Origin of the sequence: Actinoplanes italicus (genome assembly GCF_003001815.1) — a bacterium.
Lineage (GTDB): Bacteria > Actinomycetota > Actinomycetes > Mycobacteriales > Micromonosporaceae > Actinoplanes > Actinoplanes italicus.
Window position 1 is genome coordinate 113450 of the sequence record NZ_PVMZ01000020.1, and the last position, 24931, is coordinate 138380.

At 71.4% G+C, this 24931-nt stretch carries 21 protein-coding genes; 8 read left to right on the forward strand and 13 right to left on the reverse strand.

The features are described from left to right. Nucleotides 1–62: 62 nt before the first annotated feature. The 3 genes from CLV67_RS37685 to menC are packed head-to-tail and all read left to right on the forward strand — an operon-like array spanning nt 63 to nt 2453. Nucleotides 63–692 (forward strand): GNAT family N-acetyltransferase, encoded by a 630-nt coding sequence (locus tag CLV67_RS37685; protein WP_203737545.1) that lies wholly within the window; start codon nt 63–65, stop codon nt 690–692. Further along, nucleotides 689–1354, forward strand: coding sequence for a MurR/RpiR family transcriptional regulator (locus CLV67_RS37690; RefSeq protein WP_239166733.1), 666 nt, complete (start codon nt 689–691; stop codon nt 1352–1354). The genes CLV67_RS37685 and CLV67_RS37690 overlap by 4 nt, the downstream gene beginning before the upstream one ends. Then, a complete protein-coding gene (gene menC, locus CLV67_RS37695) occupies nt 1341–2453 on the forward strand; it encodes an o-succinylbenzoate synthase (protein WP_106327306.1) in 1113 nt (370 codons plus the stop codon). Before CLV67_RS37690 ends, menC begins: the two co-directional genes overlap by 14 nt. A gap of 9 nt (nt 2454–2462) precedes the next feature. Here the strand turns inward: menC and CLV67_RS37700 are convergent, their stop codons facing one another. After that, nucleotides 2463–3257, reverse strand: coding sequence for an isocitrate lyase/PEP mutase family protein (locus tag CLV67_RS37700; protein WP_106327308.1), 795 nt, complete (start codon nt 3255–3257; stop codon nt 2463–2465). Between the two features lie 122 nt (nt 3258–3379). On the opposite strand from CLV67_RS37700, the gene CLV67_RS37705 reads away from it, so the two are divergent. Next, nucleotides 3380–3889 (forward strand): NUDIX hydrolase, encoded by a 510-nt coding sequence (locus tag CLV67_RS37705; RefSeq protein WP_106327311.1) that lies wholly within the window; start codon nt 3380–3382, stop codon nt 3887–3889. A 165-nt stretch (nt 3890–4054) separates the two neighbouring features. On the opposite strand, the gene CLV67_RS37710 is transcribed toward CLV67_RS37705, so the two are convergent. After that, the gene (locus CLV67_RS37710) at nt 4055–4705 is read right to left on the reverse strand and encodes an NAD(P)-dependent oxidoreductase (protein ID WP_106327313.1); all 651 of its coding nucleotides are present in this window, start codon (nt 4703–4705) and stop codon (nt 4055–4057) included. 63 nt (nt 4706–4768) lie between these two features. Here CLV67_RS37710 and CLV67_RS37715 point away from each other — a divergent pair, with 63 nt between their 5' ends. After that, nucleotides 4769–5134, forward strand: a complete 366-nt coding sequence (locus tag CLV67_RS37715; protein ID WP_239166734.1) for a winged helix-turn-helix transcriptional regulator — start codon at nt 4769–4771, stop codon at nt 5132–5134. Here the strand turns inward: CLV67_RS37715 and CLV67_RS37720 are convergent. From CLV67_RS37720 to CLV67_RS37760, 6 genes are all read right to left on the reverse strand, one after another. After that, nucleotides 5131–6489, reverse strand: coding sequence for a transaminase (locus CLV67_RS37720; RefSeq protein WP_106327315.1), 1359 nt, complete (start codon nt 6487–6489; stop codon nt 5131–5133). The genes CLV67_RS37715 and CLV67_RS37720 overlap by 4 nt on opposite strands. Before the next feature lie 23 nt (nt 6490–6512). Next, complete coding sequence (locus CLV67_RS51320; RefSeq protein ID WP_146169445.1) at nt 6513–12317, reverse strand: beta-propeller fold lactonase family protein; 5805 nt, start codon at nt 12315–12317, stop codon at nt 6513–6515. 317 nt (nt 12318–12634) lie between these two features. Further along, nucleotides 12635–13699 carry a peptidoglycan-binding domain-containing protein gene (locus CLV67_RS37745; RefSeq protein ID WP_106327323.1) on the reverse strand — a complete coding sequence of 355 codons (1065 nt, stop codon included), beginning with the start codon at nt 13697–13699 and terminating at the stop codon, nt 12635–12637. A gap of 293 nt (nt 13700–13992) precedes the next feature. Next, nucleotides 13993–14235, reverse strand: a complete 243-nt coding sequence (locus CLV67_RS37750; protein WP_106327325.1) for a hypothetical protein — start codon at nt 14233–14235, stop codon at nt 13993–13995. Between the two features lie 259 nt (nt 14236–14494). Next, nucleotides 14495–15472 (reverse strand): helix-hairpin-helix domain-containing protein, encoded by a 978-nt coding sequence (locus CLV67_RS37755; RefSeq protein WP_146169446.1) that lies wholly within the window; start codon nt 15470–15472, stop codon nt 14495–14497. Between the two features lie 194 nt (nt 15473–15666). After that, nucleotides 15667–17046 (reverse strand): APC family permease, encoded by a 1380-nt coding sequence (locus CLV67_RS37760; protein ID WP_106327329.1) that lies wholly within the window; start codon nt 17044–17046, stop codon nt 15667–15669. A 58-nt stretch (nt 17047–17104) separates the two neighbouring features. Between CLV67_RS37760 and CLV67_RS37765 the strand changes: the two genes are divergently transcribed. Beyond that, nucleotides 17105–17521, forward strand: a complete 417-nt coding sequence (locus tag CLV67_RS37765) for a universal stress protein (protein WP_170154156.1) — start codon at nt 17105–17107, stop codon at nt 17519–17521. Between the two features lie 13 nt (nt 17522–17534). Here the strand turns inward: CLV67_RS37765 and CLV67_RS37770 are convergent, their stop codons facing one another. From CLV67_RS37770 to CLV67_RS37780, 3 genes are all read right to left on the reverse strand, one after another. Continuing rightward, a complete protein-coding gene (locus CLV67_RS37770; protein ID WP_106327331.1) occupies nt 17535–19400 on the reverse strand; it encodes a glycosyl hydrolase family 28-related protein in 1866 nt (621 codons plus the stop codon). A gap of 158 nt (nt 19401–19558) precedes the next feature. Next, entirely contained in the window at nt 19559–20266 is a 708-nt protein-coding gene (locus CLV67_RS37775; RefSeq protein ID WP_239166735.1) for a class F sortase, read from the reverse strand. Next, nucleotides 20229–20774: a hypothetical protein gene (locus tag CLV67_RS37780; protein WP_106327333.1), complete on the reverse strand. Its 546-nt coding sequence runs from the start codon at nt 20772–20774 to the stop codon at nt 20229–20231. The genes CLV67_RS37775 and CLV67_RS37780 overlap by 38 nt, the downstream gene beginning before the upstream one ends. A 217-nt stretch (nt 20775–20991) precedes the next feature. Here CLV67_RS37780 and CLV67_RS37785 point away from each other — a divergent pair, with 217 nt between their 5' ends. After that, complete coding sequence (locus CLV67_RS37785) at nt 20992–21870, forward strand: ATP-binding cassette domain-containing protein (protein ID WP_106327335.1); 879 nt, start codon at nt 20992–20994, stop codon at nt 21868–21870. Continuing rightward, a complete protein-coding gene (locus tag CLV67_RS37790) occupies nt 21867–22469 on the forward strand; it encodes a hypothetical protein (protein ID WP_106327337.1) in 603 nt (200 codons plus the stop codon). The genes CLV67_RS37785 and CLV67_RS37790 overlap by 4 nt, the downstream gene beginning before the upstream one ends. A gap of 102 nt (nt 22470–22571) precedes the next feature. Here the strand turns inward: CLV67_RS37790 and CLV67_RS37795 are convergent, their stop codons facing one another. Both CLV67_RS37795 and CLV67_RS37805 read right to left on the reverse strand, forming a co-directional pair. After that, a complete protein-coding gene (locus CLV67_RS37795; RefSeq protein WP_106327339.1) occupies nt 22572–23060 on the reverse strand; it encodes a DUF2510 domain-containing protein in 489 nt (162 codons plus the stop codon). A gap of 172 nt (nt 23061–23232) precedes the next feature. After that, entirely contained in the window at nt 23233–24738 is a 1506-nt protein-coding gene (locus CLV67_RS37805; protein WP_373873190.1) for a M28 family metallopeptidase, read from the reverse strand. Between the last annotated feature and the right edge of the window lie 193 nt (nt 24739–24931).

A 24931-nucleotide genomic window follows, 5' to 3' on the forward strand; every position in this document is an offset into this window, starting at 1 on the left:
TTGCCACGATGGCGTTCATACGAAACGTATCTTTGATCGGGAGGTGGGTTATGGAGGTGCTCGTGCGAACGCTTGCCGGCCCGGCCGAGCTGACCGCGGCGGCGCGCCTCTATCGCACGGTCTTCGGTTACCAGCAGCCCGAGTACGGAGTCAGCCCACGCCTGCTCGCCGCCCTGCGGGAGAACTCGGGCTCGGTGATCGGGGCGATCGACCCCTCCGGCACCATGATCGGCTTCTGCTTCGGCTTCTCCGCGGTCGACCGCGGCGAGCTCTACCACTACTCGCAGGCCGCGGTGGTGACGGCCGAGGCACAGGGCCTCGGCGTCGGACGCCGGATGAAGCAGGCCCAGGCCGAGGTGGCGCGGCTCACCGGGGCGCGGACCATGCGATGGACCTTCGATCCGTACGCGCTGCGCAACGCCCACTTCAACCTCGGTGTCCTGGGCGCCACCGGGATCCGCTTCCTGCCCGACTACTACGGCGGCGGGACCGACCGTGTCCTGGTCAGCTGGGATCTGTGGCACGCCCGCAAGCCCGGCGTCCCGGCCGGTGTCGTGCACGCCCCGGCCACCGACCGGGCCCGGCTGCGTGCGGGCCTCACGGAACACTTCGCCGCGGGCGCCCGCTGGACCGGTGCGACCGGGGACCCGGACGGCCGGGTCAGCTACACGTTCGAGAATGGCGCACTGTGACGATCCATCGTTCCACCCCGTCCGAGCGCTTCGACCGCAACGTCCAGCGCCGCTCCGCGCAGGTCCTCAAGCAGCGCGTCCTGGAACAGCAGCGCGAGGAGTTCGAGAAGGCGCTCGCCTGGGCCGCCGGGCAGGACGCCATCGAACGGGCCGCCGCGCTGATCGTCTCGGCCCGGCGCCGCTACCTTCTCGGGTACGGCAAGTCGCTGGCCTACGCGTCGATGCTGGCCACCGACCTGAGCGCCGGCCTGTCCGGGGTGCACCTGGTCGGCGACGGCTCGCTGCGGTCACTCGACGTGCTCAGCGACGTGCGGCAGGGCGATCTGCTCGTGGCCGTGTCGATGTCCCGGTACCGGCGCGAGACCGTCGACGTGGCCGCCGCCTACACGCGTCGCGGCGGCGACCTGGTGCTCATCACCGACGCCGACGACGCCCCGCTGATCGCCGCCGCCACCACGAGCATCGTGATCGGCACCGAGAGCGCCTCCTACGCGAACTCGCCCACCTCGGTCGTGCTCGCACTGCACCTGCTCGCCACCCTCACCATCGCCAGCTCCAAGGGCGCCGGCCGCCGCCTGCACCAGCGCGACGAACTCGCCGCCGAGCTGGGCCTCTACCACCGGGAGCCGCCTCCCTTCCAGGAGAGTGATGATCAAGATTGATCGGGTGGAGCTGCGCCGGGTCCGGCTGCCGCTCGTGCACCAGTTCCGGACCAGCTCGCACGCCAAGCGCGAACTCGAACACATCCTGGTCACGCTGACCAGCACCGACGGGGCCGTGGGCTGGGGTGAGATCGCGTCGCTGAGCGGGCCGTACTTCTCCGCCGAGACCGTCGACAGCTGCTGGGCGGTCGCCCGGTCCTTCCTGGCGCCGCTCGTGCTGAACACCACCTGGGAGCACCCGTCCGAACTGGCCGCCGCCCTGGCCAGGGTGCGCGGCAACCACTTCGCGCGTGCAGGGTTCGACGTGGCGGCGTGGGCGCTCTGGTCGGGCGCGTCGGGCGTACCGCTGGCCAAGGCCCTCGGGGGTGATCGGTCCGAGGTCGAGGCCGGTGTGTCGCTCGGCATCGAACCGACCGTCGACGACCTGCTGGAACAGGTCGCCCGGCGAGTCGGCGAGGGCTACCGGAGGATCAAGCTGAAGATCGCGCCGGGCTGGGACGTGACACCCGTCCGGGCGGTGCGCTCCGCCTTCCCGGACGTGCCGGTGCACGTCGACGCCAACGGCGCCTACCCGGCCTCGGAGACGGCCGTCTTCCGGCAGCTCGACGAACTCGGCCTTCTCATGATCGAGCAGCCGTACGCGCCGCGCGCCCTGCTCGACCACGCCGCGCTGCAGGCCGTTCTGCACACCCCGATCTGTCTGGACGAGTCCGTCGAGGAGGTCGACGACCTTGCCACCGCCCTGCGGCTCGGCGCGGGCCGGATCCTCAACATCAAGGTGTCCCGGATGGGCGGCCTCACCGCGGCGGTACGCGCGCACGACCTGGCCCGGGCCCACGACGTGCCGGTGTGGTGCGGCGGCATGCACGAGTTCGGCATCGGCCGGGCCGCCAACGTGGCCCTCAGCTCGTTGCCGGGATTCACGCTGCCGTCCGATGTGTCCGGCTCCGACAAGTACTACGCCCGCGACATCACGACGTCGCCGATCGTCAGCGTCCGCGGCCTCGTCGACGTGCCGTCCGCGCCCGGCCTCGGCCGCACGCCCGACCTGCCGTTCATCGAGGCCGGCACCACCGGCCAGGTAGACCTCCGTCGCTGACGGCCGGTCTCAGGCGCCGAACGCGGCCTCGATCTCGGCGGCGGTCAGGTTGCGGGCGCGGAACTCCGTCGTGCCGGACTCCAGCAGCTCGCGGGCCGCGTCGCGCAGCGCGCCGTACGCCGCCCACGCCAGGGCACCGCCGGTGGACACCCGCCGCACACCGAGCGCCGTCAGCTCCGGCACGCTCGGGGCGCCAGGCATCGTCAGCACGTTGACCGGCGCACCGACGGTCTCGACCACCCGCGCGATGTCGTCCGGCGCGGTCAGCCCCGGCGCGTAGAGCACGTCCGCCCCCGCCGCCCGGTACGCGACCAGCCGGGTGATCGTGTCGTCGAGATCGCCCTGCCCGTACAGATGATTCTCGGCCCGGGCCGTCAGCACCAGGCCGTGGCGCCGTGCCGCCTCGGCGGCCGCACCCACCCTTTCGACACCGGCCGGCAACGTGTCCACACTGCCGGTGGCCGGGTCGTAGTCCTCGATCGACAGTCCCGCCGCCCCCGCCGCCGCGAGCAGGTCCACCGTCTCGGCGATGCCGGCCGCGGTGTCCGCGTACAACCGCTCCGCGTCCACGCTCACCGGCACGCCGACCGCCGCGGACACCGCCGCCACGTGCGTCACCAGCTCGTCCCGGGTGACCTGCTGGTCGCGTTTGCCCAGGCTCGCGGCCAGCCCCGACGACGTGGTCGCCACGGCCTCGAACCCGAGGCTCGCCAGCACCCGCGCGGATCCGGCGTCCCACGCGTTCGGCATCACGAACGTGCCTGTGGCGTGCAGTTCCCGGAAGCGCTCACGAACCGATCCCATGCTCCACACCCTGCCACACCGGCCGGGCGGCATCGACCGACGGCGGACACGCCGGACCGGTTCGTCGTGGGCCGTCCTCCTGGTTCTCGCCGAGCTGGACCGGGGTCTCTAGGGTTTGCCGCGTGGCTGTTTCTGAATACATCGCCCGGATGCGGGCCGAGATCGGGCATGACCTGCTGTTGCTGCCGGGCGCTAGCGCCGTGGTGACCGACGACGACGGCCGGGTGCTGCTGGCCCGGCGCTCCGACAACGGCCGCTGGTCGGTGCCGGCCGGCGTGATCGATCCCGGCGAGCAGCCGGCCGACACCGCGGTGCGCGAGGTTCTCGAGGAGACCGGCGTACGCGCCGAGATCGTCCGGCTCGCCGGCGTCGCGACCCACCCGGTCGTCTATCCGAACGGTGACCGGTGCGAATACCTCAACGTCTGGTTCCGCTGCCGGGCCGTCGGCGGCGCGGCGGGCGCCACCGACGACGAGTCGCTGGAGGTGGGCTGGTTCGCGCCGGACGAACTCCCCGAGCTGGACGAATGGTCGGTGCTGCGGATCTCGACGGCCCTCGCCGAGTCCGGCCCGGCCTGGTTCACGACGGCCGGCGAGAAACACCCCGCCCTCAACAGACCCGACAACCTCTAGCCGTACGGACGTCGTCCCTCCACAGATCTTGTGAGGTACGGGTCGACATCGCGGCACAACCTCACAAGTTCTGTGAAGGGGAACCGCGCCTCCCGCGATCTTGTGCGCTTCCGGTCAGCCGGACGGCACAACCTCACAAGATCTGTCGCAGCGGGCGGTGACGGCCTAGTCGAAGACCGAGATCCGGGTGCGGTGGTGGCGCGGCGTCTCGATCTCGTCGGCAACCGCGACCGCCAGATCGGCGTACGACAGATGCGCGCCGCCGCCCCTCTCGCCCCCGGTGCGGTAGGTCCCGAGCCGCGGACCCGAGGCGTCGAGCTGCGCGGGCGGGGTGAGCACCAGCCAGTCGACCGGCGTGTCCGCGGACCGCAGACGTTCGAGCCCGGCCGTGTGCGCCAGCGCGAACTGCCGGAACTCGGCCGGCAGCACCGACGGATCGTCGTAGAGCGGCCTGCCCTCGCCGTCGAGCAGGTTGACGAACAGGCCGACCACGATCAGGCGGGGGACCCCGGCGGCGGCCAGTCCGCCGAGCAGGGCGTCGGTGGCTTTGACGTAGAACTCGTCGTCCAGGGCGAGATTCGCCAACTCCTCCGGCCCGGAGGCCGGCGACACCGCGTTGACGGCGGCGTCGTGCCCGGCGACGAGATCGGCGATGGATCCCGCGTCGAGGATGTCACCCTGGACGACGCGGCCGGGCAGACGGTGCTTGGCGGGGTCACGGACGACGGAGGTCACCTGGAAGCCGCGGCGCTCGGCCTCGGCGGTCACGGCCCGGCCGGCACGGCCACCGGCTCCGAAGACAACGATGCTGGTCATGCGCCGGACGCTAGCCGCGGAGCACCTGGTTACCGCAACGATACCGAGGCTAACCTGGGCGTCGTGACGACTCTCGATCCGGACATGTTCGCGCCCGAGTGCCCGTCCCGCCTGATGCCGCTGCAGATCGGCGACAAGTGGACCGCGATGATCGTCATCTGCCTGGAACACGGCCCGCGCCGGTTCGGCGAGCTGCTCGTGCCGCTGCGGTCGATCACCAAGAAGGTGCTGGCCGAGACCCTGCGGGCGATGGAACGCGACGGCATGGTGACGCGTACGGAGTATCCGGCGAACCCACCCCACGTCGAGTATGAGCTGACCGCCCTCGGCCGCAGCCTGCTCACCCTGATCGACGCGTCCCGCGAGTGGTGCCGCGAGCACCTGCCCGAACTCGCCGAGGCCCGTGCCCGCAGCAGCGCGAACGGCTAGATCAGCTCCTTCAGGGCCGCGTCGAAGATCTCGTGGTGCCGGGCCACGTCGTTCAGCGACGTCGTCGGGCACATCAGCGCCATGTTGTGGAACGGCGTCAGCAGCACACCCCGGTTCGCCAGGTAGACGTGCAGGAAGTCCTCCAGCTCGGCGTCGGCGCTCGCGGCCGACTCGGTGCCGTTGCGCGGGGCGGGACTCGCGAACCGGTACTCGACCCGGGCGCCCAGACGGCTCACGGACCACGGCAGGCCGTACCCACCGATGATTTTGATCAGTCCCTCGGCGAACGCCGAAGCCGTCGCGATCATGCTGTCGAACGCGGACTCGGTGAGCACGTGCTCGAGCGTGGCCCGGGTCGCGGCCATCGACACCGGGTTGCCGGCGAGGGTCCCGCCGACGCCACCCATGTCGATGAGGTCCAGGTCAGCCCGTCCTTGAAGAGATGCGACAAGGTCAGAGCCGAGGCCGTACGCCCCGACGGGCACCCCGCCTCCGATGGCCTTGCCGATCGTCACCACGTCCGGCTCCAGGCCCCAGAACGCGGTCGCCCCGCCCGGCCCGGCCGAGAACGTGTGGGTCTCGTCGTTGATCAGGTACGTGCCGTACTTCCTGGTCAGCTCCCGCACGCCGGCCAGGTAGCCGTCCTCGGGCAGCACGATTCCGATGTTCGTGAGCGCCGGCTCCATCAGTACCGCCGCGACGTCGCCGTGCGCGAGCTCCCGCTCCAGCCCGGCCAGGTCGTTGAACTCGGCGACACGGCTGGTCAGTGTCACGTCGACCGGCGCGCCCACGTTGCCGTCACGGCTCGTACCCCGGCCGTCGGGTCCGACAACGATCAGCGACTCGTCGACCGAACCGTGGTAGCAGTAGCTGTTTACGAGGATCTTCGACCGTCCGGTGACCGCGCGCAGCAGCCGGATCGCCCAGCGGTTCGCGTCCGTTGCCGTCAGCGAGAAGCTCCACGCCGGCACCCCGAACCGGCGGGCCAGCTCGGCGCCCGCGACGGCCGCGTCCTCGGTCGGCATCATCGTGCTCAGCCCGTTGCGGACACGCTCGGTGACGGCGGCGACCACCGGCTCGGGGGAGTGGCCGGCCATCGCGCCCGTGTCACCGAGGGCGAAGTCGATGAACTCGTTGCCGTCGACGTCGACGATCCGGTTGCCGTACGCCCGGTCCAGATAGATCGGGAAATCCCCGGCTGCCTTGTTCATCCAGGTCATCGGGACACGGCCGAAGAGATTATCCGATCGGTCGTACGCGGAGCGCGAACCGGCGTGGCGGTCGGCGAAGGTGGCGCGCTCTCGGTCGGTGAGAGTCTTCAAATGGGCGCGAGAAACCCCGGAATCCGTCGACATGGCGCGACGCTACCAGGGAATCGTCACCCGTCGGTCGTTCTCAGCACGGTAACCGTTTTTCCGCGACCGTCCGTCACATACAACCGCTTTCCGTCGGGCGAGATCGCGTTCACCCGCGGACTGTCACCGACCGCAACCGTCGACACCACCTTCCCGGTGCTCAGATCGATCACCGAGAGGTTGTCCGAACCCTCGTTCACCACGTACGCGTGCCTACCGTCCGACGAGATCATCACCGCCTGCGGCTCCCGGCCCACGGTGATCTTGTTGAGTTGCCGCTGGTCGCCGGTGTCGTACACCTCCACGGTGTCCAGGTCGTAGTTGGTCACCACCAGCTTCTTGCCGTCCGGCGTCACCGCCAGCGCGTGCGGCGACCTGCCGACCTTGAAATTCTTGCGTACGAGCCCGTCCGCCACGTTCACGACGGAGATCTGGCTCGACTCGTGGTTCGCGGTGAACGCCGTCTTCCCATCCGGCGTGAACACGATCCAGTGCGGGTTCGGCGGCACCGAGATCCGCGCGGCCTCGGTCAGCGACTGATCGTCGTAGATCTCCACCCGGGCACCGTTGTGGATCGGCACCCAGATCTGCCCGTCCGGCGCCACCGCCGGCTCGAACGGCCGCGGCCCGGTCCGGATCGTCTTGACCAGCGTCCGGTTCGCCGTGTCGATCACCGCGAGCCCGTTGCCGGTGAAGTTGTTCTCGAACAGCGTCACGTACAGCCGGCTGCCGTCCGCCGACAACGCCAGGAACCGCGGCGTGTTCGGCACCTTCACCACACTGATCTTCTTCGTGGCCACGTCGACGATGTGCACGTCCTTGGCGGCCTGGTCGGCCACGTAGATCGTCTTGTTGTCCGGCGAGACCGCCACGCCCTCCGGCTCCCGGCCCAGACCGATCCGATCCACCACCACCGGCTTCGCCAGACTGACCGGCGGCGGTTCCGGGGTGCCCGCCGGCTCCGTGGCCGGCACACTCGCCTCCACGCCACCCGGCTGCTCCGGCGCGCCCGTCGCCTGCGTCGGTGCGGTCCGCTGCCCCGCGGCCTCCGGCTCGTCGGCGGCCAGCGTGTACCGCACGCCCATGTACGTCCCGCCGCCCAGCAACAGGAGCACCACGACGACCGCGGCGATCAGCACACCCCGGCGGCGAGGTTTCTTCTCTTCGGGGTACGGGGGACCGCCCGCTCCCGGCGGGTAGCCGCCCCCTCCGGAATAGCCTGCCCCCTGCGGGTAACCTGCTGCGCCTGCACCCGCGACTGCTCCCGGGCCAGCGTCCCAGCCGCCTCCGCCGTAGCCGGTGCCGGCCCCGGCGCCAGTCGCCGTGGCGGGGCTCCCGGGCGCGCCGGGGTATCCGCCCTGATAACCGGCCGGGTAGTCGGCCCTCGGCTGCTGCCCGGCCCCCGGCTGACCTGCTCGCGCCGCCCTGGCCGGTCCTGCGCCGGGTGCCGGGTGTCCCGTTGCGGCCTGTCCTGTCCCGGGGCCCGGATATCCCGTTGCGGCCTGTCCTGTCCCGGGGCCCGGATATCCCGTTGCGGCCTGCCCTGTCCCGGGGCCCGGATATCCCGTTGCGGCCCCTCCTGTTCCGGTGTCGGGATGTCCGGTCGCGTGCGGTGAGGTTCCCGGTCCCGGCTGTCCCGGATAGGTCGCTCCCGGTCCGTATGCCACTCCGGCCGGACCCGCCGCCCAGGCATCCGTCCCCGGCCACGCCGCAGCGGGCGATGTGGGCCACCCGGCCGCCGGGGAGGTCGGCCACGAACCGTCGGCCGCCGCCGGCTGAGTCTCCGCCACATGCCCTGATCCACGGTCGGCCGGTGTCTGGCCGTCGGCACCGTGCCGGGTCGGCTCATCCCCGGTCGCGGCGTCGCCGGGCGGCATCCCGGGTGTACGGGGCCACGGAATGCTGCGATTCTCCGCGCTCATCGGCGACGTCACCCACGGACTGGCCGACCCACCCGCCTGCTGGTCCGCACCGCCGGCGTGGTCGGCACTGCCGGCGTGGTCGGCACTGCCTGGGTGTCCCGCATTGGCGGCGTGTCCCGCATTGGCGGCGGGTGCCGCACCGGCGGTGTGTCCCGCATTGGCGGCGTGGCCGGCATCGCTGCTCTCCGTGAAGCCCGGCTGTCCCGTTGCGGCCGACGCCGGTGCAGGCTCGGTCAACCAGGACGCATGCTCGTCAACGGGCTGCCGGGGCGCCGGAACCGCCATTCCGTTGGCAGATCTTCCCTCGACGCCCGACCGGCCCGATCCACCGGGCGCGGTTTCGGCGACAGCCCCGCCGGCCTCCCCGTCAGGACGATCGTTCTGCTCCGGTACGCCGCCCTGCCCTGCCCCCGCCGGAGTGCTGCTCGCCGCGCCCGGACCGGTGAGGTGGTCGTCCTCCTCCTCGGCGGTCGGCTGACCCGGCCGCCGCCCAGCGGACGGCCACAGCCCTTCCGGATCGGACCGCCCCCAGGTCCCCGTACTGCCGCCGGGCCAAGCCGCAGCCGCTCCAGCCGCAGCAGCCATTCCAGCGGCGGCAGCGGCCGCTGCAGCCGTTCCAGCCGCATCCGTTCCAGCCGCATCCGTTCCCCCGGACTCCACCTGACCGGCCGTCGTCACATCGGCCGTCGCCTGTCCGGCGGTTGGCCGACCCGTGGTCGTCTCGCCGACTGTGGCTTGGCCCGTGGTCGTCTCGCCGGCCGTGGCTGGGCCCGTGGTCGCCTCGCCGGCCGTTGTTCGACCGGCGGCCGGCCCGCCGGTTGCTTCAGCGCGCTGCGCATCAGGCCCGTCGGTGGCATGGGGATGCGGCCCGTCAGCCTCCGTCCGGGTGCCGTTGACCGCCCGTGCACCTTCATTGGTGTCCGAGGCGCCGGACCCGTCGCCGGTGGCGCTGGTCCCGGTGGCGGCGGTCCCGGTGGCGGCGGTCCCGCTGGCGGCGGTCCCGCTGGCGGCGGTCCCGGTGTCGGTGACGGCAGCCCCGTTGTCTGTCACCCCGTCGGCGGGGATGAGGGGCGCGTCCGCTGCGCCCGTGACGGATTCCGAGGTAGCGGCCTCGACGGAGTCGCTCCCGCCCTCAGCGGTGCTGTTCGTATCCGGACGCTCCGGGTGGCCGGCACCGTCGGCCGTGGCGGCGATGATGCCCCAGCGGCCGGTGAAGCCGCCTGGCGCCGAATCCGGTTGGCCGCCTGCCGGTGGCGTCTGCGAGGCGGACGGAGCGGCCGGGTCGGTCGTGGCTCGTACGGCTTCGGCGGTTCCACCCGATGCGACAGGCGCGAAGGCCTCCGGCTTGTCGTCCTCCTCGGGGCGACCGGCCTCAGAGACGATTCCCGAGCTGTCGCCCGCGCTTCTGCTCGATGCCGGTTCCGGCCACGCCGTGGCGGAAGCGGGCGCCTCGGGCCGTGCTGCCGATCCTTCCGAGTCGTCGGCCGCGAAGTCCCCGGGGGCGGCTCCGGCTCGAGAGTCAGCGGGACCCGAAGCGGAGGATTCACTCCGCGAGTCGCGGACAGCGGCAATCCTCGAATCCGCGCTGGTCTCGTCGGTCTCCGCCGGTCGCGCGGAATCTTTCGCCGCCGCAGTGGTCTCTGCCGGCGGCGCATCGGTTGATGCGGCGTCCGCGAACGTATTCACCGCAGCCGGCGAGCCCGACGCCCCGGCCGGTTCGCGAAGCAGGGTGGGCGCTTCCGGGGGCGTCGCGACCGGAAAGGATCCACGGACGGTGGCTTTGGGTGCGACGAGAGGCGTGTCCCCGTCGACGGTGTCGGAGCCGCCACCCGAGCCGGACACCCCAGCGGCGGCCGGGTCCTGGGTGGCAGCCGAACCGGCCTCCGCGGCGGGGCCGCCGGCCGTGGCCGGGCCGTCAGCCGCTGCCCGGTCGGGTGAGGTGCCGAGCGGAGTGGGGGGAGCGCTCACGGCTCCCCAGGAGGCGGTACCCGCAGCGAATCCGGTGTCCGGTTGTGCACTCGTGGGCCGGTGCGACCACATCCCCGAGGCGGGCGGACCACTGATCGGAGCCCACGGCGACGGCCGGGAAGGCCCGCCTCCACCCGGCGGTTTCCGCGTTCCGGAAGCAGACCCGGCGTCGGGGCCCGAGCCGTCCGCGGCGGACGCTTCGTCATGCCGGGACTCGCTCCCGGAACCATGCGGAGGCTCGGCACCCGGCGACACGGCCGGTCCCGGGACTGCCCCGGGAATCGCGGCCGTTGCGGGGCCTGTGGAGGGCGGATCTGTCCCGGGACTCGAAGCGTGCGGAACCGTCGCGGGCGGGACGAGCCCGGGACTTGCGGTAGGTGGGACTCCTCCCGAGTCGGCGAAGGGCGTGACTGCTTCCGGCGTACCGGAAGAAATGGGGTGAGTCGATGCCTGACCGCCTGCCTGGACCGGCGGAGGGCCCGGAACCTGCCGGGAGGCGTCGTGCCAACCGGCCGCCGTCTCGTTCGGCCAGGCCGACGTGCCGGTCTCGCCGGGCCAGGGGTCGACCGGCTGCTCGCCGGGCCATCCCGCCTCGCCCGGCCAGGCCGGAGTGTGCTCACCCGACGCGGCCCACGCCGGATCCCATCCCACCGGAGAGCCCGGCGGAAGCGATGCCGGAGGGCCCGGCGGCAACGGCGCCGGAGGGCCCGGCGGCAACGGCGCCGGAGAACCCGGCGGCAAGAGTGCCGGAGACCCGGGCGACGCGACGGGGGAGCCGGGACCGCCGGCCGGAAGCGCCGCACCGTTCCCGCCCGCTGACGGGACCCAGCCGCCGGCGACGGCGCCCTCCGACGACACCTCCCCGGTGACCGCGAGCCGCGCCCCACCCGCCGGGCCGTCCAGGGTGACCGCTCCGTCGAGCCGGCCCACCGTGGGGAACCAGGACACCCGCAGCGTGTTGCCCTCGAGCCGGGCGTGCAGGCCCTCGGCGGACGTCGACACGGCCGACGCGGCGGCCAGCGGCGGGCCCTGCACGGCGATCTCGGCGGTGAGCTGGCGAGTGCCGGGGGCGACGCGGCCGAAGTCGAGGGCGGGTTCGGCGATGCGGATCGACGTGCGGCGCAGCGCTGCAGCCGAGGCGGCCGCGACCCTGCCCTCGCCGTCGGCAAGCCGGCGCAGCGCCTCGCGGGCCTCGACGGCGCGGGACAGATCGGTCCCGGCGGCGGCCGTGGCGAGCTGCGCGATCGACGCCATCTGGTCGCTGCCGGGGCGGCGGACCCGGGCCAGCCAGGGCTGCCGTCCCGAACCGAAGACCCACTGCCGGACGCTCGGGTCACGTTCGCGCAGGTGGTCGTGGAGTTCGCTGATCCCGATCCAGCCGTCCCGGTCACGGTCGGCGGCGCCGCCGGACACGCCCTCGGCGATCAGACCGGCGAAGGTGGGCGGTTCGGGCCGGGCGGTGGCGGCGATCACGACGCGGCTCTGCCACTCGGCGGATCGGGCGGCCCGGAAGTGGTGGCCCGCGTCGACCGGCCCGCCGGTGCGGCCGTCGAGCAGCACCACGGCCTGACCGGCGCGGCTGCGTTGCATGAGGGCGGCGATCTGGGCGACGTCGATGGCGGTGTCCGCCGGACGGCCCATCACCGTGTCGGTGGCGGCCAGATAGAGCCCACCACCCGGGCCGGTCAGCATCACGCCGCGGAAGTAGACCAGGACACAGTCCTCCTGGTCGCGTCCCTCGAAAAGGGACTTCACCCGTGCGTACGCCTCCCGCGCTCCGGGATCCCGCAGGTGGCCCGTCTCGAACCCGCCGAGCGCCGGATCCCCGAGCACGTCCACGAACGCCGCAACGTCCGCCGACGGCACCGAGAATCTGCGCAACACCGGGTCGTCGTGCTGCTCGACGCTAACCACCACTGCCAGTCGTCGCCCGCTCATCGAATGCATCACCCGTCATCCATGGTGCGATGCCGAGGCCGGACACGAAACCCCGAGAAGATTACAAACCGCGATTTCTCCACGGCGGAGCGTTTTTGATCTCGGTTTCCGGCGATGCATTCATGATCGTTGAATCATGCGGGCAGGTGTCGATCCACCTGCGGTGATGTTGCTCGAAAGAAGCGACCGAAGGGCTCGGTTCCATCGTCCGCCGGGCATGCCGCGCAGTCACGGAAAATATTTGAGATTCACCGGTTCCGGTGGCGTGACGTGGGTCGACGTCAATGTGAGGATTTTTATCGTACGGGGACACGCGCTCATGATCGCGACGGCACGGCCGACGGTGCCGTGGAACGCTGGTCCATCACGTCTCCGACCGCGGCGACGGTGGCCGCGTCCACGGTCCCGGTCGGCTCGACACCCAGCTCGGCCTGGAACGAGCGCAACGCCGTGGTCAGCTCGTCGGTCCACATGCCGTCCACCGGGCCGTCCCAGAAACCGGCCAGCTTCAGCGTCTGCTGCACGGCCGAGGTCGCCACGACGGCCTCCCCGGCGGCCGCACCCCCCTCGGCCCGCAACTTGGCACGCAGCGCCGCGTCGGTGGCCTTGTCGACGGTCCCGGTCTCGGCCAGGCCGTGCGCCTTCTGCAGAGCCTGCACGGCGGCCACCGTGTCCGGGCCGTACACGCCGTCGGTCTCGCTCTTGAGGTACCCCGCCTCGGTCAGCGACCTCTGCATCGCCAGGGTGTAGTCACGGGCCCGTCGCTGCTGGTCCTCGCTCAGGCAACCGGCCTCGCCGAGCAGGCGCAGCCACGCCATCTCCAGCGCGACGGCCGCCGAGTTGAACCGTTCCGACGCCTGCTTCAGCGGCGTCTGGTCGGTGATGCCCTCCCGCGCCGCGGTGAGGTCGGCGTCCGCCTGCTTCACCCGGTCGACGGTGGTTCCGGCGACGGGCGTCCGCGGGGAGGCCGACACCGGCGGGACGGCTGATACCCCGCCCCGGGCCGCGGCCAGGGCAGCGTTCGCCTCCGCCAGCTCCCGCTCGGCCGTCGCCACGTCCTCCCTGGCGGCCGTGACCTGCTCGGTGGCGGTCACCACGTCCGAGCGCGGCTCCGCCAGATCGGAGCCGGCCTCCTTCACGTCACCCACGGTCACCGCGGTGTCGGTGATGAGGTCGCCGTACCGGTCCAGTGCCGTCACATAGGAGGAACTGCTCCGGCAGAAGCCGTCGATCCGGCCGGCGAGCTCCGCCCGCGCCTGGGTGAGCGCCTCCTGCTTGCTCGCCACACGATGTTCGGCGACCCGCACGCGGGTGTCGCCGTCCCCGCATCCGGTCACCGCCAGAGTCACCGTGAACACGAGGACCGGCAGGCCCGCCCGCATGTCAGCGATGGCCGTTCCGCCGCCGCAACAGAACCACGACACCCGCGACCACCAGCAGTGGAAGGAACAGTCCCCACACCAGATAACGGTTCATCGCCAGTCCCTTCTCATCGACCCTGTCGGCCCGGTCAGGGTCGCAGTCACGGTGAGAACGGCAGATCACCCCGGACGGATGAAGAGCCCGGATGCGCCGGTCCGGACAGCGACGCCCGGTCGCTGCGGGGCCGCCGATCACGGCCGATCGGTCTTTGCGGACCGCCGGTCCGGCAGGGCCTGTGGCAGGCGCGTGCGGGTCAGGCGAAGACGTCGAGGAACCGGCCGCTGCGCTGGAACTGGACGATGGCGGCCGCACGTTCCGCCTCGATGCGGGCCACCTCGGCCTCGGCGGTGACGACGGCGGCCCGGTCGGCCGTGATGGTGGCGGCTCCGGCGGCGACCGGCATCTGGTCGGTGACCAGCTTGGCGCGGGCGCTCTGCAACCGGCTGTACGCGGCCGAGCTGTCATAGGCCGAGGGGAAAGCGGGGCCGACCTTCATCGTGGCTCCTCCGTTGCGCTCCGGGGCGTCTGTGAACGCCGATTGCGTTGCTTCTCGGTTGCGTTGCCTCGCTGGGCAGCCGGATACATCGTCCGGGGCACTCCCGTCCTGCAACTTTCCGAAGTGAGCTGAGCAACAACCTCGCTGCAACCTGCCGGGGCGGGCCGGAGAGCGAAGGGCGTGACCCGATGCCTCTCGGTGCACCGGGTCACGCCCTGTCGTTCGGGTCGCCGCGTGGTCAGACCGGCGGCGGCCGGGTTCAGCTGTTGACGGCGGCCAGTTCGCGGGCCTTGTCCGGCCAGGTGGCCAGGCTTGCCGAGCCTCGCATGCCGGCCGCGTTGATCGCCTGCTTCAGGCTGGTCACGTCGGATTCGGCCAGCTTGGCGTAGGTGGTGATGCCGGCCGCGGCCAGTGCGATCGCCACCTTCGGCCCGATGCCCGCGATCTTGGTCAGGTCGTCGGGCTGGGCGACCGGGGCCGGGATGCCGACCAGGTCCGGCTCGGCGGTGATGATGGCCTGGGCCGGAACCACCGGCTCGGGCGCGGCGACGGGCTCGGGCGCGGCGACGGGCTCGGGCGCGGTGACCGGCTCGGCTGCGGCGACGGGCTCGGGCGCGGCGACCGGCTCGGGCGCAGCGACCGGCTCGGGAACGGCGATCGGCTCGGGGGCTGCGGCGGGTTCGTCCGCGGCCGACTCCCGGATCGGCAGCTTCACCGTCGGCTCGTCGTCGGGGTCCCTCTCGGCGGGCGGGGCAGTGGTCTCCGCGGCGGCCAGCTCGGCTTCCGCGATCACCGCGGTCTTCTCCGCGTCGGGCGTCTCCTCGACCGGCTTCTCGGCGGCGGCGATCGAATCGGTCGCGGCGGACCCGGTCACGACGCTCTCAGCCTCTACGGACGAGGCCAGCGCGGAGGAGGCCGGCGTGGACGAGTCCGTGCCGGTCGGGACCGGAGCGGGGGCGTCGGTGTCGGCCGATGCGGATGCGGCGGAGGTCGATGCGGGGGTTTCCGGCGCCGGGTCGGCGGCGGGTGACGCAGGCGCGTCGGCGGAGGACGGGGAGGCGGCCGCCGCGGCGTCATCGTCGTCGGCGGGCTGGGTCGAGGCGACGGTCGGGGTGGCCTCGGTGGCCGGTGTGGTCGAGGGGGCCGGGGTGGTGGCGCCGGTGCGGCGTCCCCAAACCAGCCATCCGCCTATCACGCCGATCACGAGCCCGGCAGCAAAGTAGAGGAATGATGCCATATCGGGCCTCCGGACAGGAGAGGAGGGTGCTTGTGGTAGCGGGCAGCTTTCCATATCCCGATGAGCTGCCACGACGTGGGTGCCGACCAGCGTCGGACAGCTGCCTACCTGCGACGTCCGGGGGATTCGCTCCGATCCTGGAAGGAGCGAGCGATGAGGGAGGCGGGACAACGGTCAAACGACCGATCACCCGATCAGGTACGGGACACGGCGCCCGGGATGTACCGGTTCGACAGGTAGGTGATCACCCAGAGCGCCACCCCGATGACCAGGAGTACTCCGGCCACCCGGTAGTCGGCTCCGGCCCGGCCCGACAGTGGACTGGCCAGGAACGCGCAGGCCACCGCGCCGATGACCGGGATCACGGTCGGTGCCCGGAAGTGCTTGTGCTCGACCCGGTCGCGGCGCAGCACCAGCACCGCGACGTTGACGATGGTGAAGACACAGAGCAGCAGCAGCGCCGTGGTGCCGCCGAGCGCCGTCAGGTCGGCGAACCAGATCAGCCCGAACGCGATGAGCGTGGTGAACAGGATCCCCACCCACGGGGTACGGCGCCGCCGGTGGACGCGCCCCAGGATCCTCGGCAGGACCCGTTCGTTCGCCATCCCGTACAGCAGCCGGCTCGCCATCATCATGTTGATCAGCGCCGAGTTGGCCACCGCGAACATGGTGATGAAAGCGAACAGGCCGAGCGGGAAAGCTGGCGCCCCGGCCTCGACCACCTTGAGCAGCGGGGTGTCGCCGGATCCGAGGTCGCCCGGGGCGACCAGCGCGACCGCGGAGATCGCCACGAGCACGTAGATCACCCCGGTGACGCAGAGCCCGATGAGCATCACCTTCGGGAAGATCTTCACCGGGTCGCGGGTCTCCTCGGCCATGTTGACCGAGTCCTCGAAGCCGACCATGGCGAAGAACGCGAGAGCCGTCCCGGCGGTGACCGACAGCAGGACGCTCTCGCCGGGCGGCGTGTTGAACTCGGTGAGCCGGGACAGATCGCCGTTGCCGCCGCCGAGCGCCCACGCGCCGACCCCGATGACGATCAGCAGACCGGTCAGCTCGACGCAGGTGAGGACCACGTTGGCCTTGACACTCTCGCCGACGCCCCGGAAGTTGACGACCCCGACCAGGGTGATGAAGCCGAGGGCCACCGCGGTGAGCGCGATGCCGTCGCCCAGCGACAGGTCGAACGCCTCGGCGAAGTTGCCCGCGAACGCCTTGGACGCGCTGGACGCCGAGGTGAGTCCGGAGCACATCACCGCGAAGGTGACCATGAACGTGAGGAAGTGCAGCCCGAACGCCTTGTGCGTGTAGAGCGCCGCCCCGGCGGCCCGCGGATACTTGGTGACCAGTTCGAGATAGCTGAACGCGGTGAGCAGCGCGACCACGAAGGCCAGCAGGAACGGCAGCCACACCGCACCGCCCACCTCGTTGGCGACCTTGCCGGTCAGCGCGTACACGCCGGTGCCGAGAATGTCGCCGATGACGAAGAGCAGCAAAAGACCCGGGCCGATGACCCGGTTGAGAGTTGGCTGCTCAGCCGGTGTCTCAGGCTGCGGCGCGGTCACTTCCGCCATGAGTGCTCCCGAAAAAGGTCCACTGCGGATAAGTGACGTTACCCGTACCTTGTGTGACATGCATATCGTGCTTGCCGCAAACCCCGAGGCGGAGCAGCCGTGGGTGACCGATGCGGTCATTGATCTGGTCCAGCAGACCGGCGCATCGGTGGCGGTCGTCGCGGTGGACGAGCTGGAGGCCGAGTACCTGGCGCCGATGCCGCGCAGTGTCTACGCCGAGCGCGCCGAGCAGGCGGCGGAGGCGGCGGTCGCACGGCTGACGGCGGCCGGGATCGAGACGACGCGCACGGTCCTGCCGGGCCGGGCCGCCGAGCAGATCATCCGGTTCGCCGGGGAGCAGCGGGCCGACCTGATCGTGGCCGGTTCGAGTGTGCGCCCCCTGGTGGCCCAGCGCCTGCTGGGCAGTGTCCCGCTCACTCTGATCCAGAAGGCGGGCCGTCCGGTGCTGGTGGTCACCCGCCCCGTGTCCGGGTGACCACCAGCGTTCACTACGGGACGGCGGGGTAGTCGGTCACGAAGACCGGCTGCCCGACCTTCGTCATGTCCGCGGGCTCCCCGACGCCGTTGACCACGTGGTCGATGATGCCGGCGCTGAGGTTGACGGTCATGATGTGGTGCAGCTTCACGCCGGGCGTGTTCGGCACCTCGAACCCGTTCTCCGTGTGGATCTGCGGGTTGTTCTGGTTGAAGACGTAGACGCCTCCGCCGTACAGCTGGTGCTTCTTGACCTTGGCCCCGACCTTGTAACCGGCGTAGCCCTCGACGGAACCGTTCATCCAGTCGGCCTGGGTGGGCGGGTCGTACGGGAGCTCGTTCTGGTACAGGACGGTGGTGCCGCGCTCGCCGTTCCAGACGGTGTTGTACTTCTGGAAGTGCTCGACGAACAGGCCGGTCGCGGTGACGTCGTCGCCGTTGATGACGGCGCCGTAGCGGCCGGTGTTGGTCTTCCAGCGGTCGGTGTCACCGTTCACGCCGTTGGTGAAGCCCTCGACGCCGTGGTCGCCGCGCCACACCCAGGTGTGGTCGATCAGCACGTTGTCGCTGTTCACCTCGAGCGCGATGTCGGTCTTGCCGATGTGCGGGCCGCCGACACGGAAGTACACGTCGTTCAGCGTCGTCGGGTTGGCCGCCGAGCTGATGTTGATGCCGTGCTTCGGGCCGACCCGCAGCAGGACCGGGGACTCCTTGAGGCCGGCGTCGATGGTGACGCCGGCGATGACCACGCCGGGGACGCCGGCCACGTCGATCGGGATCGACCCCTTGACGGCCGTCAGCGTGGCGTGGCCGAGACCGAGCACCACGGTGTTCGGGTGCCACACCTTGATGCTGCTGGCGACGTCGTAGACGCCGGGCGTGATCAGGAGGTGCTTGCCGACCGCGAGGGCCAGGTTGATCTTCTGGACCGAGTCACCCGGCTTCGCGACGTAGAAGTCGGAGAGCGGGATGGTACGGCCCGAGGTGTCGTCCCACGAGGTGCCGGCCGTGTTGCGCTTGGCCGCGGGCACGCGAACCTGGTACTTGCCCTTGGCGTCGACGAACAGGAACGGCTTCTCCCGGCTGACCGGGGTCTTCTCGAGGGTGGTGTACGGCGGGTTGGGGAACGTCGACTCGTCGGGCGCCCCGACCACGCCGGAGAACACCTGGTTCCACACGGCGTTGGACCAGGTCTCCACCTCGCTGTTGCGGGTGAGCCACTGCTGCTGCGAGCCGTTGACCGTGTTCGGCAGCTTGCTGTTGGCGATGAAGCCACCGCTGGCGTACTGCGGGCCGGCGGTGCAGTAGTCCATCAGCGACAGGGTGCCGCCGTTGAACTGGGTGCGGCGCAGCGAGACGGCCTGCGACACGGCCCAGAAGTTCGCCGTCTGACGGCAGCCGTCCTGGCCCGCGCCGTTGATGTTGACGGTCAGGTTGGACAGGGTGCGCCAGAAGTTGACCAGCGCGATGCAGTTCGGGTTCGCCGGGTCGGAGCTGAGGCAACGGTTGTACGCCTCGACCTTGCCGTTGATCACCACGTCGCCGGGCTTGGCCCCGAGGCCGCTGATCTCCGTGTAGTAGCCGACCTTGATCTGGAGCGGCTGCTCGGCGGTCCCGTACGTGCCGGGCTTGAAGAGGTACGCGTACCGGGCCGTGCCCATCTCGGCGTCGACCTGCTTGGTGTAGGTCGCGTCCAGCTTGGCCTGGATGTCGGCGACCGGCATGCTCGGGTCGAAGATGGTGACGTTGGGGCCAAGGTTCTGGGTTCCCGAGCCCCATCCGGTGTGCGCGGAGGCCGGCAGCGCCGGCGTGGCGGTGAGGGCGAGCCCGAATGTCAGCGCCACCGCGGCGGCGCGGCGGATCGGGCGGTGTCTCGTCATGCGGAGGGGTTCCTTCCGAAACAAGATCGCAATGATGCCCGTCACAGAACCAATCGCTGTCGCTCCATGTCAAGCAGACCGAACCGGCATACCACGTCGATCGGCATGAACCCCCCGGGTTCCGGAACCAAACTGACCGAAAAGCCGGTCGGAACCGGTTACGTAACCGGGTCCGCGTACACCACGACGTTGCTCCGGTAGCTGCCCTCACCCCGGTCGAAGACCCCGCCACAGGTGATCAGGCGCAGTCCCGGAGAGGCCAGTGGCGCATACACCTCACTGCTCGGAAAGTCCTGTTTCGGGTAGGTGGCGACCCGGGACACCTCGAACCTCGCCACGGTGCCGTCCTTACGCCGTACCGCGATGGCATCGCCTGCCCTGAGCTCCCGCAACCGGAAGAAGACCGCCGGGCCGTCCCGCGCCGTGTCCACATGCCCGGCCAGCACCGACGCGCCGGATTCGCCCGGTGTCGGCGAATCGCGGTACCAGCCGGCGGGGGCGTCACCACGCAGCGGCGGCACCTCGAGCGTGCCGTCGCGCCGCAGCCCCAGCGTCATGACCTCGGTGTCCACCTTGATCGCCGGAATCTGCAGGCGCACCGGCACCGACGCCTTCATCCCCCGGGACGGAGGCCGGCCTTTCATCGGCGCCGGCGATCCGGGGGACGGGGCGGGTGCGGCGGAGACGGCGGCGGAGACGGCGGCGGGGACCGGTGGGGGCAGGCCGTCCTCGGTGCGCAGGCCGAGCGCCACGGTCCCGGTTCCCAGGCAGGCCAGGACGGCGGCGAAGGCCGCCGCTCTCCGGTCACGGATCTGCGGCATGTCCAGGTCAGCGGTGGTGCAGAGGGCGACGGAGGGCGTACGCACCGGCGGCGCCCGCCGCCAGCAACAGGAACACGCCCGTGACGAGAAGGGTGAGCCGGCGCCCCGGAACGAGGCCGCCACCACCCGCGTCCACACCACCCGACGGCGTCGGCGGATCGTCGGACGGCTCGGTGTCCGGCTCCGGGGCGGTGACGGTCGGCTCCGGAGTGGTAGTGGCCGGGTCTGAAGTGGTAGTGGCCGGGTCTGAAGAAGTGGTAGTGGTCGGGTCTGAACTGGTCGTCCCGCCCGGCGTGCCCTCGGCCGGGCCCGACGCTCCCGGCTGCACCGCCCCGGGCGGCGGAGGACCCGAGCCGGCCGGCCCGGACGGCGCCGGCGAACTCGCGCTCGTCGCAGGCCCCGCGGTCGGCGGATCGTCACCCCGGCTGCTGCACAGGGCCAGGGTGGAGAAGAGCAGAATCAGCGCGAGCAGCAGCCCGGCACCGACGGCGATCATCCGGTTGCGCTGCACCGAACCCGATGCGCGGTGTGCTGGGGAACCGTTTCCGGACATGACGTCCTTCCGCAGGAGGGCCGGACCGCGTGGTGGGCCACGCTAGCCCTCCAGTTCCCGAACACGCACCTGTCTATCCGTGATCGGTCACTTCGGACGGTCCGGATCTCCGCGGCACAGCTGGATCTTCCTGGCGGTCGCGGACCGCTGTCTCGGGTGGGGTGGGCAGCGGTGCGTGACGGCTGGAGGGTTGACAGGACCGGGGAGAATGCCCGCCATGATCGAGATCCGGGATCTGACGAAGACCTACGGGAGGGTGGCGGCGGTCCGTGACGTGACGTTCACCGCTGAACCCGGCCGGGTCACCGGCCTGCTCGGCCTCAACGGCTCCGGCAAGAGCACCACGCTGCGGATCCTGCTCGGCCTCACCCGGCCGACCAGCGGCACCGCCCTGATCAACGGCAAGCGCTACCGGGAACTGGACCGGCCACTGCGGCATGTCGGCGCGGTGCTCGAGCAGGGCCTGAGCCATCCGGGGCAGTCCGGCTACGCCCATCTCGTCACCCAGGCGCTGCTCGGCGGCATCGACCGCAGCCGGGTCGGGCCGCTGCTGGAGTTCGTGGGCCTCGAGGACGCGGCCGCCAAGCGGACCGGCGACTACTCGCTCGGCATGCGCCAGCGCCTCGCGGTCGCGACGGCCCTGCTGGGCGAGCCGAACGTGCTGGTCCTCGACGAGCCGGCGAACGGCCTGGACCCGCCCGGGATGGCCTGGCTGCGGGAGTTGCTGCGCGGGCACACCGACGCCGGCGGCACCGTGCTGATCTCCAGTCACCTGCTGGCCGAGCTGGAGCAGGTCGTCGACGACGTGGTGATCATCGGCGAGGGGCGGATCCTGGCGGCCGCGCCGCTGGCCGAGCTGGCCGGGACCGCGCGGCTGCGGATCCGGGGCGGTGATCCGGTGCGGCTCGCGGAGGCGTACGAGAAGGCGGGCGCCGCGGTCGCCGCCGAGGACGACCGGCTGTACGTCGGCGGGCTCACGCCCGAGCAGGCCGGGGACATCGCCCTGGAGATCCAGGTCCCCGTGTACGAGCTGGTGGCCGAGGCCCAGCACCTGGAGGACATCTTCATGAACGCGAATGTGGCGGGTGCCCGATGATCGCCATCGTCCGCAGTGACCTGTACCGCAGTGTCAGCATCCGCTCGTCCTGGCTGGCGCTGATCGGTTTCGCCTTCATGGCCGCGCTGTTCGGCTGGTTCAGCAAGGAGGCGTGGTCACTGTTCGCCGGGATCGGCGCGTTCGGCATCGCCGTGATCGTGACCTCGCAGCACTACCAGCACCGGACCGCCGTGCTGGTGTTCCTGAGCCATCCGCACCGCTGGAAGGTCCTGATCGGGCAATGCGCTGTGGCGGCGGTGCTCGGTACGACGCTGGCCGCTGTCAGCGGAGTGGCCGTGCTGCTGGACGAGAGCGCCGCGCACTACGCGTCGACGGTGCTGGTGGCGCCGGTCATGGCGGTGTTCGGGGCGCTGTGCACGACCGTGGTCCGGCATCCGATGTGGCTTCTCGGCGGCCTGTTCGCGTGGCTGCTGTTCGCCGAGGGCCTGATCAACCGGATGGACATCGGGTTGCCGTTCGCCTCGTTCGCCATGGCCTCGGCCGGCAACACCAGGGCGCTGCTGTTCCTGCTCGCCTGGACGGCGGCGGCGGTCCCGGTGGCGGTCTGGGCGATCCGCCGGGATCTGGCCGGAGACTGAGTTCCGGCCGGGCGGGGCTGCAGCTTGGGGCGTGAACCCCGCCCGGTGAGACCAGAATGCTGGACGGCGCTCTCAGATCGCTATCACAACGCTTCCAGGCGGTCACGGGCCGATCAGGATGATCGCGACCAGGGCCAGCACCAGCGCGGCGATGAGAGCGAGCGCGACCGGCCCGGCGACCCTCCGCCAGCCGGCGGCCCGTTCGCCGTCGTCCTCCGGGGCCACCGCGATCGAGAACGGGGTCTGCTGGGCCACCGCGTCCACCGGCGGCATCGAGTACGGCACCGCCGGCACCTCGGGGTGCGGCGGGCGAGCGACCGGCCGGTTCTCGGGCAGGGGGTGCGGTCCGCCGTGCTGCCGGCTCGCGGCCGGCTGGGTGGCGTAGAGCGGCACCTGATCGGGATCGTCCGGGGTGACCGTGTGCGGTCCGGGTACGGCGGGGCCGCTCGGCGGGACCGGCGGGAAGTATCCGTTGGGCGGCGGGGTCGGGGCCCCGCCGGGCTGGACGTGGTCGGTCCACTGCCGGCCGTCCCACCAGCGTTGCGCCGGCAGACCGCTCGGATCGGCATACCACCCGGCCGGCTGCGTCATGCGGTGCTCCTTCTCTGGCCGCGTCAGGGGCTGTGGTGCCTCATCGGCGGCCCGGAGCGGCTTCTGAAGGTTTTCCGGCCTCTGAACGGGCCGGTGGAGGACAAGGCCTGTTCCGAGGAAGTTCTGAGGGTTACCCGCCCGCCGGAGGAACCGGCGGGCGGGAAGACCCTGCTCAGGAGCGGGTGATCGACAGGTTGTCGACGGCGGCCTCGACCAGTGAGGCGGTGCCGGCGTCGGCGGCCTCGACCTGCAGGCGGATCGTCTGCCCGGCGTACGACGAAAGGTTCGCCGTGGCGGTCGTCCAGGCGGCCGCCTTGTTCGTGGCGGTCGCCGACTGGGTGAGCACGGTCGTCGTGGTGGTGCCGGAGACGACGCGGACGCGCAGGTAGTCGGCGCTGGTGGCGTTGTTGAGGTGGGCCAGGTACCAGGACAGGTTGAGCGTCAGCGTGCCGGTCGGCAGCGTGATCGACGGTGACGTGATGGTGCTGATGCCGCCGTCGAGGTCGTTGGCGCCCGCGCTCGCGCCCGCGGTGGCTCCGGTCACCAGGGCGTAGGTGCCGCCCGCGGCGGTGCCGAGCTGGGTGGTGACGCCGGAGCTGCTGGTCGCGGCCGGGTCGCCGCGCTCGAGCCGGCCGGCGGTGGCGGTGTCGGTGGTGCCCTGGGTCCAGCCGGTGGCGGTCTCCAGGCCGTCGGACCAGACCGTCTCGCCGGGCGGGGTGGTGGTGCCGCCGTCGGCAAGGGTCCACACGGCGTGCGCGATGGCGTCGCTGTTGCGGTCCAGCGCGGTGTCGTTGATGTTCGTGACGGTGTCGCAGGAGGCGTGGTAGCAGGGGTCGAAGCGGCCGGTGGTGCCGCCCCAGAGACTGACCTGCGCGGACGTCTTGCTGCCTTCGGCGCCGGTGAAGATGCCGCCGGCCGGGATGCCGTTGGCGATGAACGGGCCGTAGTCGCTGCGGCCGTCGAAGTCGGTGCCGCGGGTGGGCACGCCGATCGAGGTGAAGTACGAGGCGAGCGTGGCCTCGATCTGCGCCGAGCCGGCCGGGCCGGGGCCGCTGCCGGTGCCGTCGGAGTTGTCACCGTCGTACAGGAAGTAGCCGGGGTTCGGCGAGCCGATCATGTCGAAGTTCAGGTAACCGCCGATGTTGGCCCGCTGGGCCGCCGTCAGCGAGTTGACGTAGTACGTGGAGCCCCGCAGCCCCAGCTCCTCGGCGCCCCACCAGCCGAACCGCAGGTGCCGGTCGGGCTGGAAGTTCGACCGGGCGACCTGGAGGGCCACCTCGAGGATGCCGGCCGAGCCGGATCCGTTGTCGTTGATGCCGGGGCCGGCGGTGACGCTGTCCAGGTGCCCGCCGATCATCAGCGTGTCGGTCGTGTCGCCACCGGGCCAGTCGGCGATGAGGTTGTAGCCGGTCGCCCCGTTGTAGGTGAACGACTGCTGCGTGGTCGTGAACCCGGCCGCGTCGAGCAGGTTCTTGACGTAGGTGACCGAGGCCAGGTAGCCGGGCCGGCCGTGGGCGCGGTTGCCGCCGTTGGCGGTGGCGATGCTCTGGAACTGGCTGAGGTGGGCCTTCACGTTGGCGACCGGGATGTCCGGCGCCGCCGCGGCCTGTGCCGGTGTGGCGACAGCGAGGCCGGCGGCGATCAGCCCGCCCACGCTGACGATCGAGAGTGCTCGCACGGGGTGGTCCTCCGTGTACTCAGGGGAACAGTCGAGCCGAAGCATCGCACCGGAACGCTCTCGAACTTTCATACCAATCAATACCTACCGCGATATGAACACATGCCCATGTCTGCATGTCGGCGCATGGGCATGCCTGGATGGTTAGGCTGCGGGAACCGCCCCGGGCCGGACCGGCTGTGACGGGCGGCTC

Excerpts from the sequence above, each read along its gene's own strand:
- menC (WP_106327306.1), top strand. The coding sequence starts at position 1,341 with ATGATCAAGATTGATCGGGTGGAGCTGCGCCGGGTCCGGCTGCCGCTC.
- CLV67_RS37700 (WP_106327308.1), bottom strand. The coding sequence starts at position 3,257 with ATGGGATCGGTTCGTGAGCGCTTCCGGGAACTGCACGCCACAGGCACG.
- CLV67_RS37710 (WP_106327313.1), bottom strand. The coding sequence starts at position 4,705 with ATGACCAGCATCGTTGTCTTCGGAGCCGGTGGCCGTGCCGGCCGGGCC.
- CLV67_RS37720 (WP_106327315.1), bottom strand. The coding sequence starts at position 6,489 with ATGTCGACGGATTCCGGGGTTTCTCGCGCCCATTTGAAGACTCTCACC.
- CLV67_RS51320 (WP_146169445.1), bottom strand. The coding sequence starts at position 12,317 with ATGAGCGGGCGACGACTGGCAGTGGTGGTTAGCGTCGAGCAGCACGAC.
- CLV67_RS37745 (WP_106327323.1), bottom strand. The coding sequence starts at position 13,699 with ATGCGGGCGGGCCTGCCGGTCCTCGTGTTCACGGTGACTCTGGCGGTG.
- CLV67_RS37750 (WP_106327325.1), bottom strand. The coding sequence starts at position 14,235 with ATGAAGGTCGGCCCCGCTTTCCCCTCGGCCTATGACAGCTCGGCCGCG.
- CLV67_RS37755 (WP_146169446.1), bottom strand. The coding sequence starts at position 15,472 with ATGGCATCATTCCTCTACTTTGCTGCCGGGCTCGTGATCGGCGTGATA.
- CLV67_RS37760 (WP_106327329.1), bottom strand. The coding sequence starts at position 17,046 with ATGGCGGAAGTGACCGCGCCGCAGCCTGAGACACCGGCTGAGCAGCCA.
- CLV67_RS37765 (WP_170154156.1), top strand. The coding sequence starts at position 17,105 with ATGCATATCGTGCTTGCCGCAAACCCCGAGGCGGAGCAGCCGTGGGTG.
- CLV67_RS37770 (WP_106327331.1), bottom strand. The coding sequence starts at position 19,400 with ATGACGAGACACCGCCCGATCCGCCGCGCCGCCGCGGTGGCGCTGACA.
- CLV67_RS37780 (WP_106327333.1), bottom strand. The coding sequence starts at position 20,774 with ATGTCCGGAAACGGTTCCCCAGCACACCGCGCATCGGGTTCGGTGCAG.
- CLV67_RS37785 (WP_106327335.1), top strand. The coding sequence starts at position 20,992 with ATGATCGAGATCCGGGATCTGACGAAGACCTACGGGAGGGTGGCGGCG.
- CLV67_RS37790 (WP_106327337.1), top strand. The coding sequence starts at position 21,867 with ATGATCGCCATCGTCCGCAGTGACCTGTACCGCAGTGTCAGCATCCGC.
- CLV67_RS37795 (WP_106327339.1), bottom strand. The coding sequence starts at position 23,060 with ATGACGCAGCCGGCCGGGTGGTATGCCGATCCGAGCGGTCTGCCGGCG.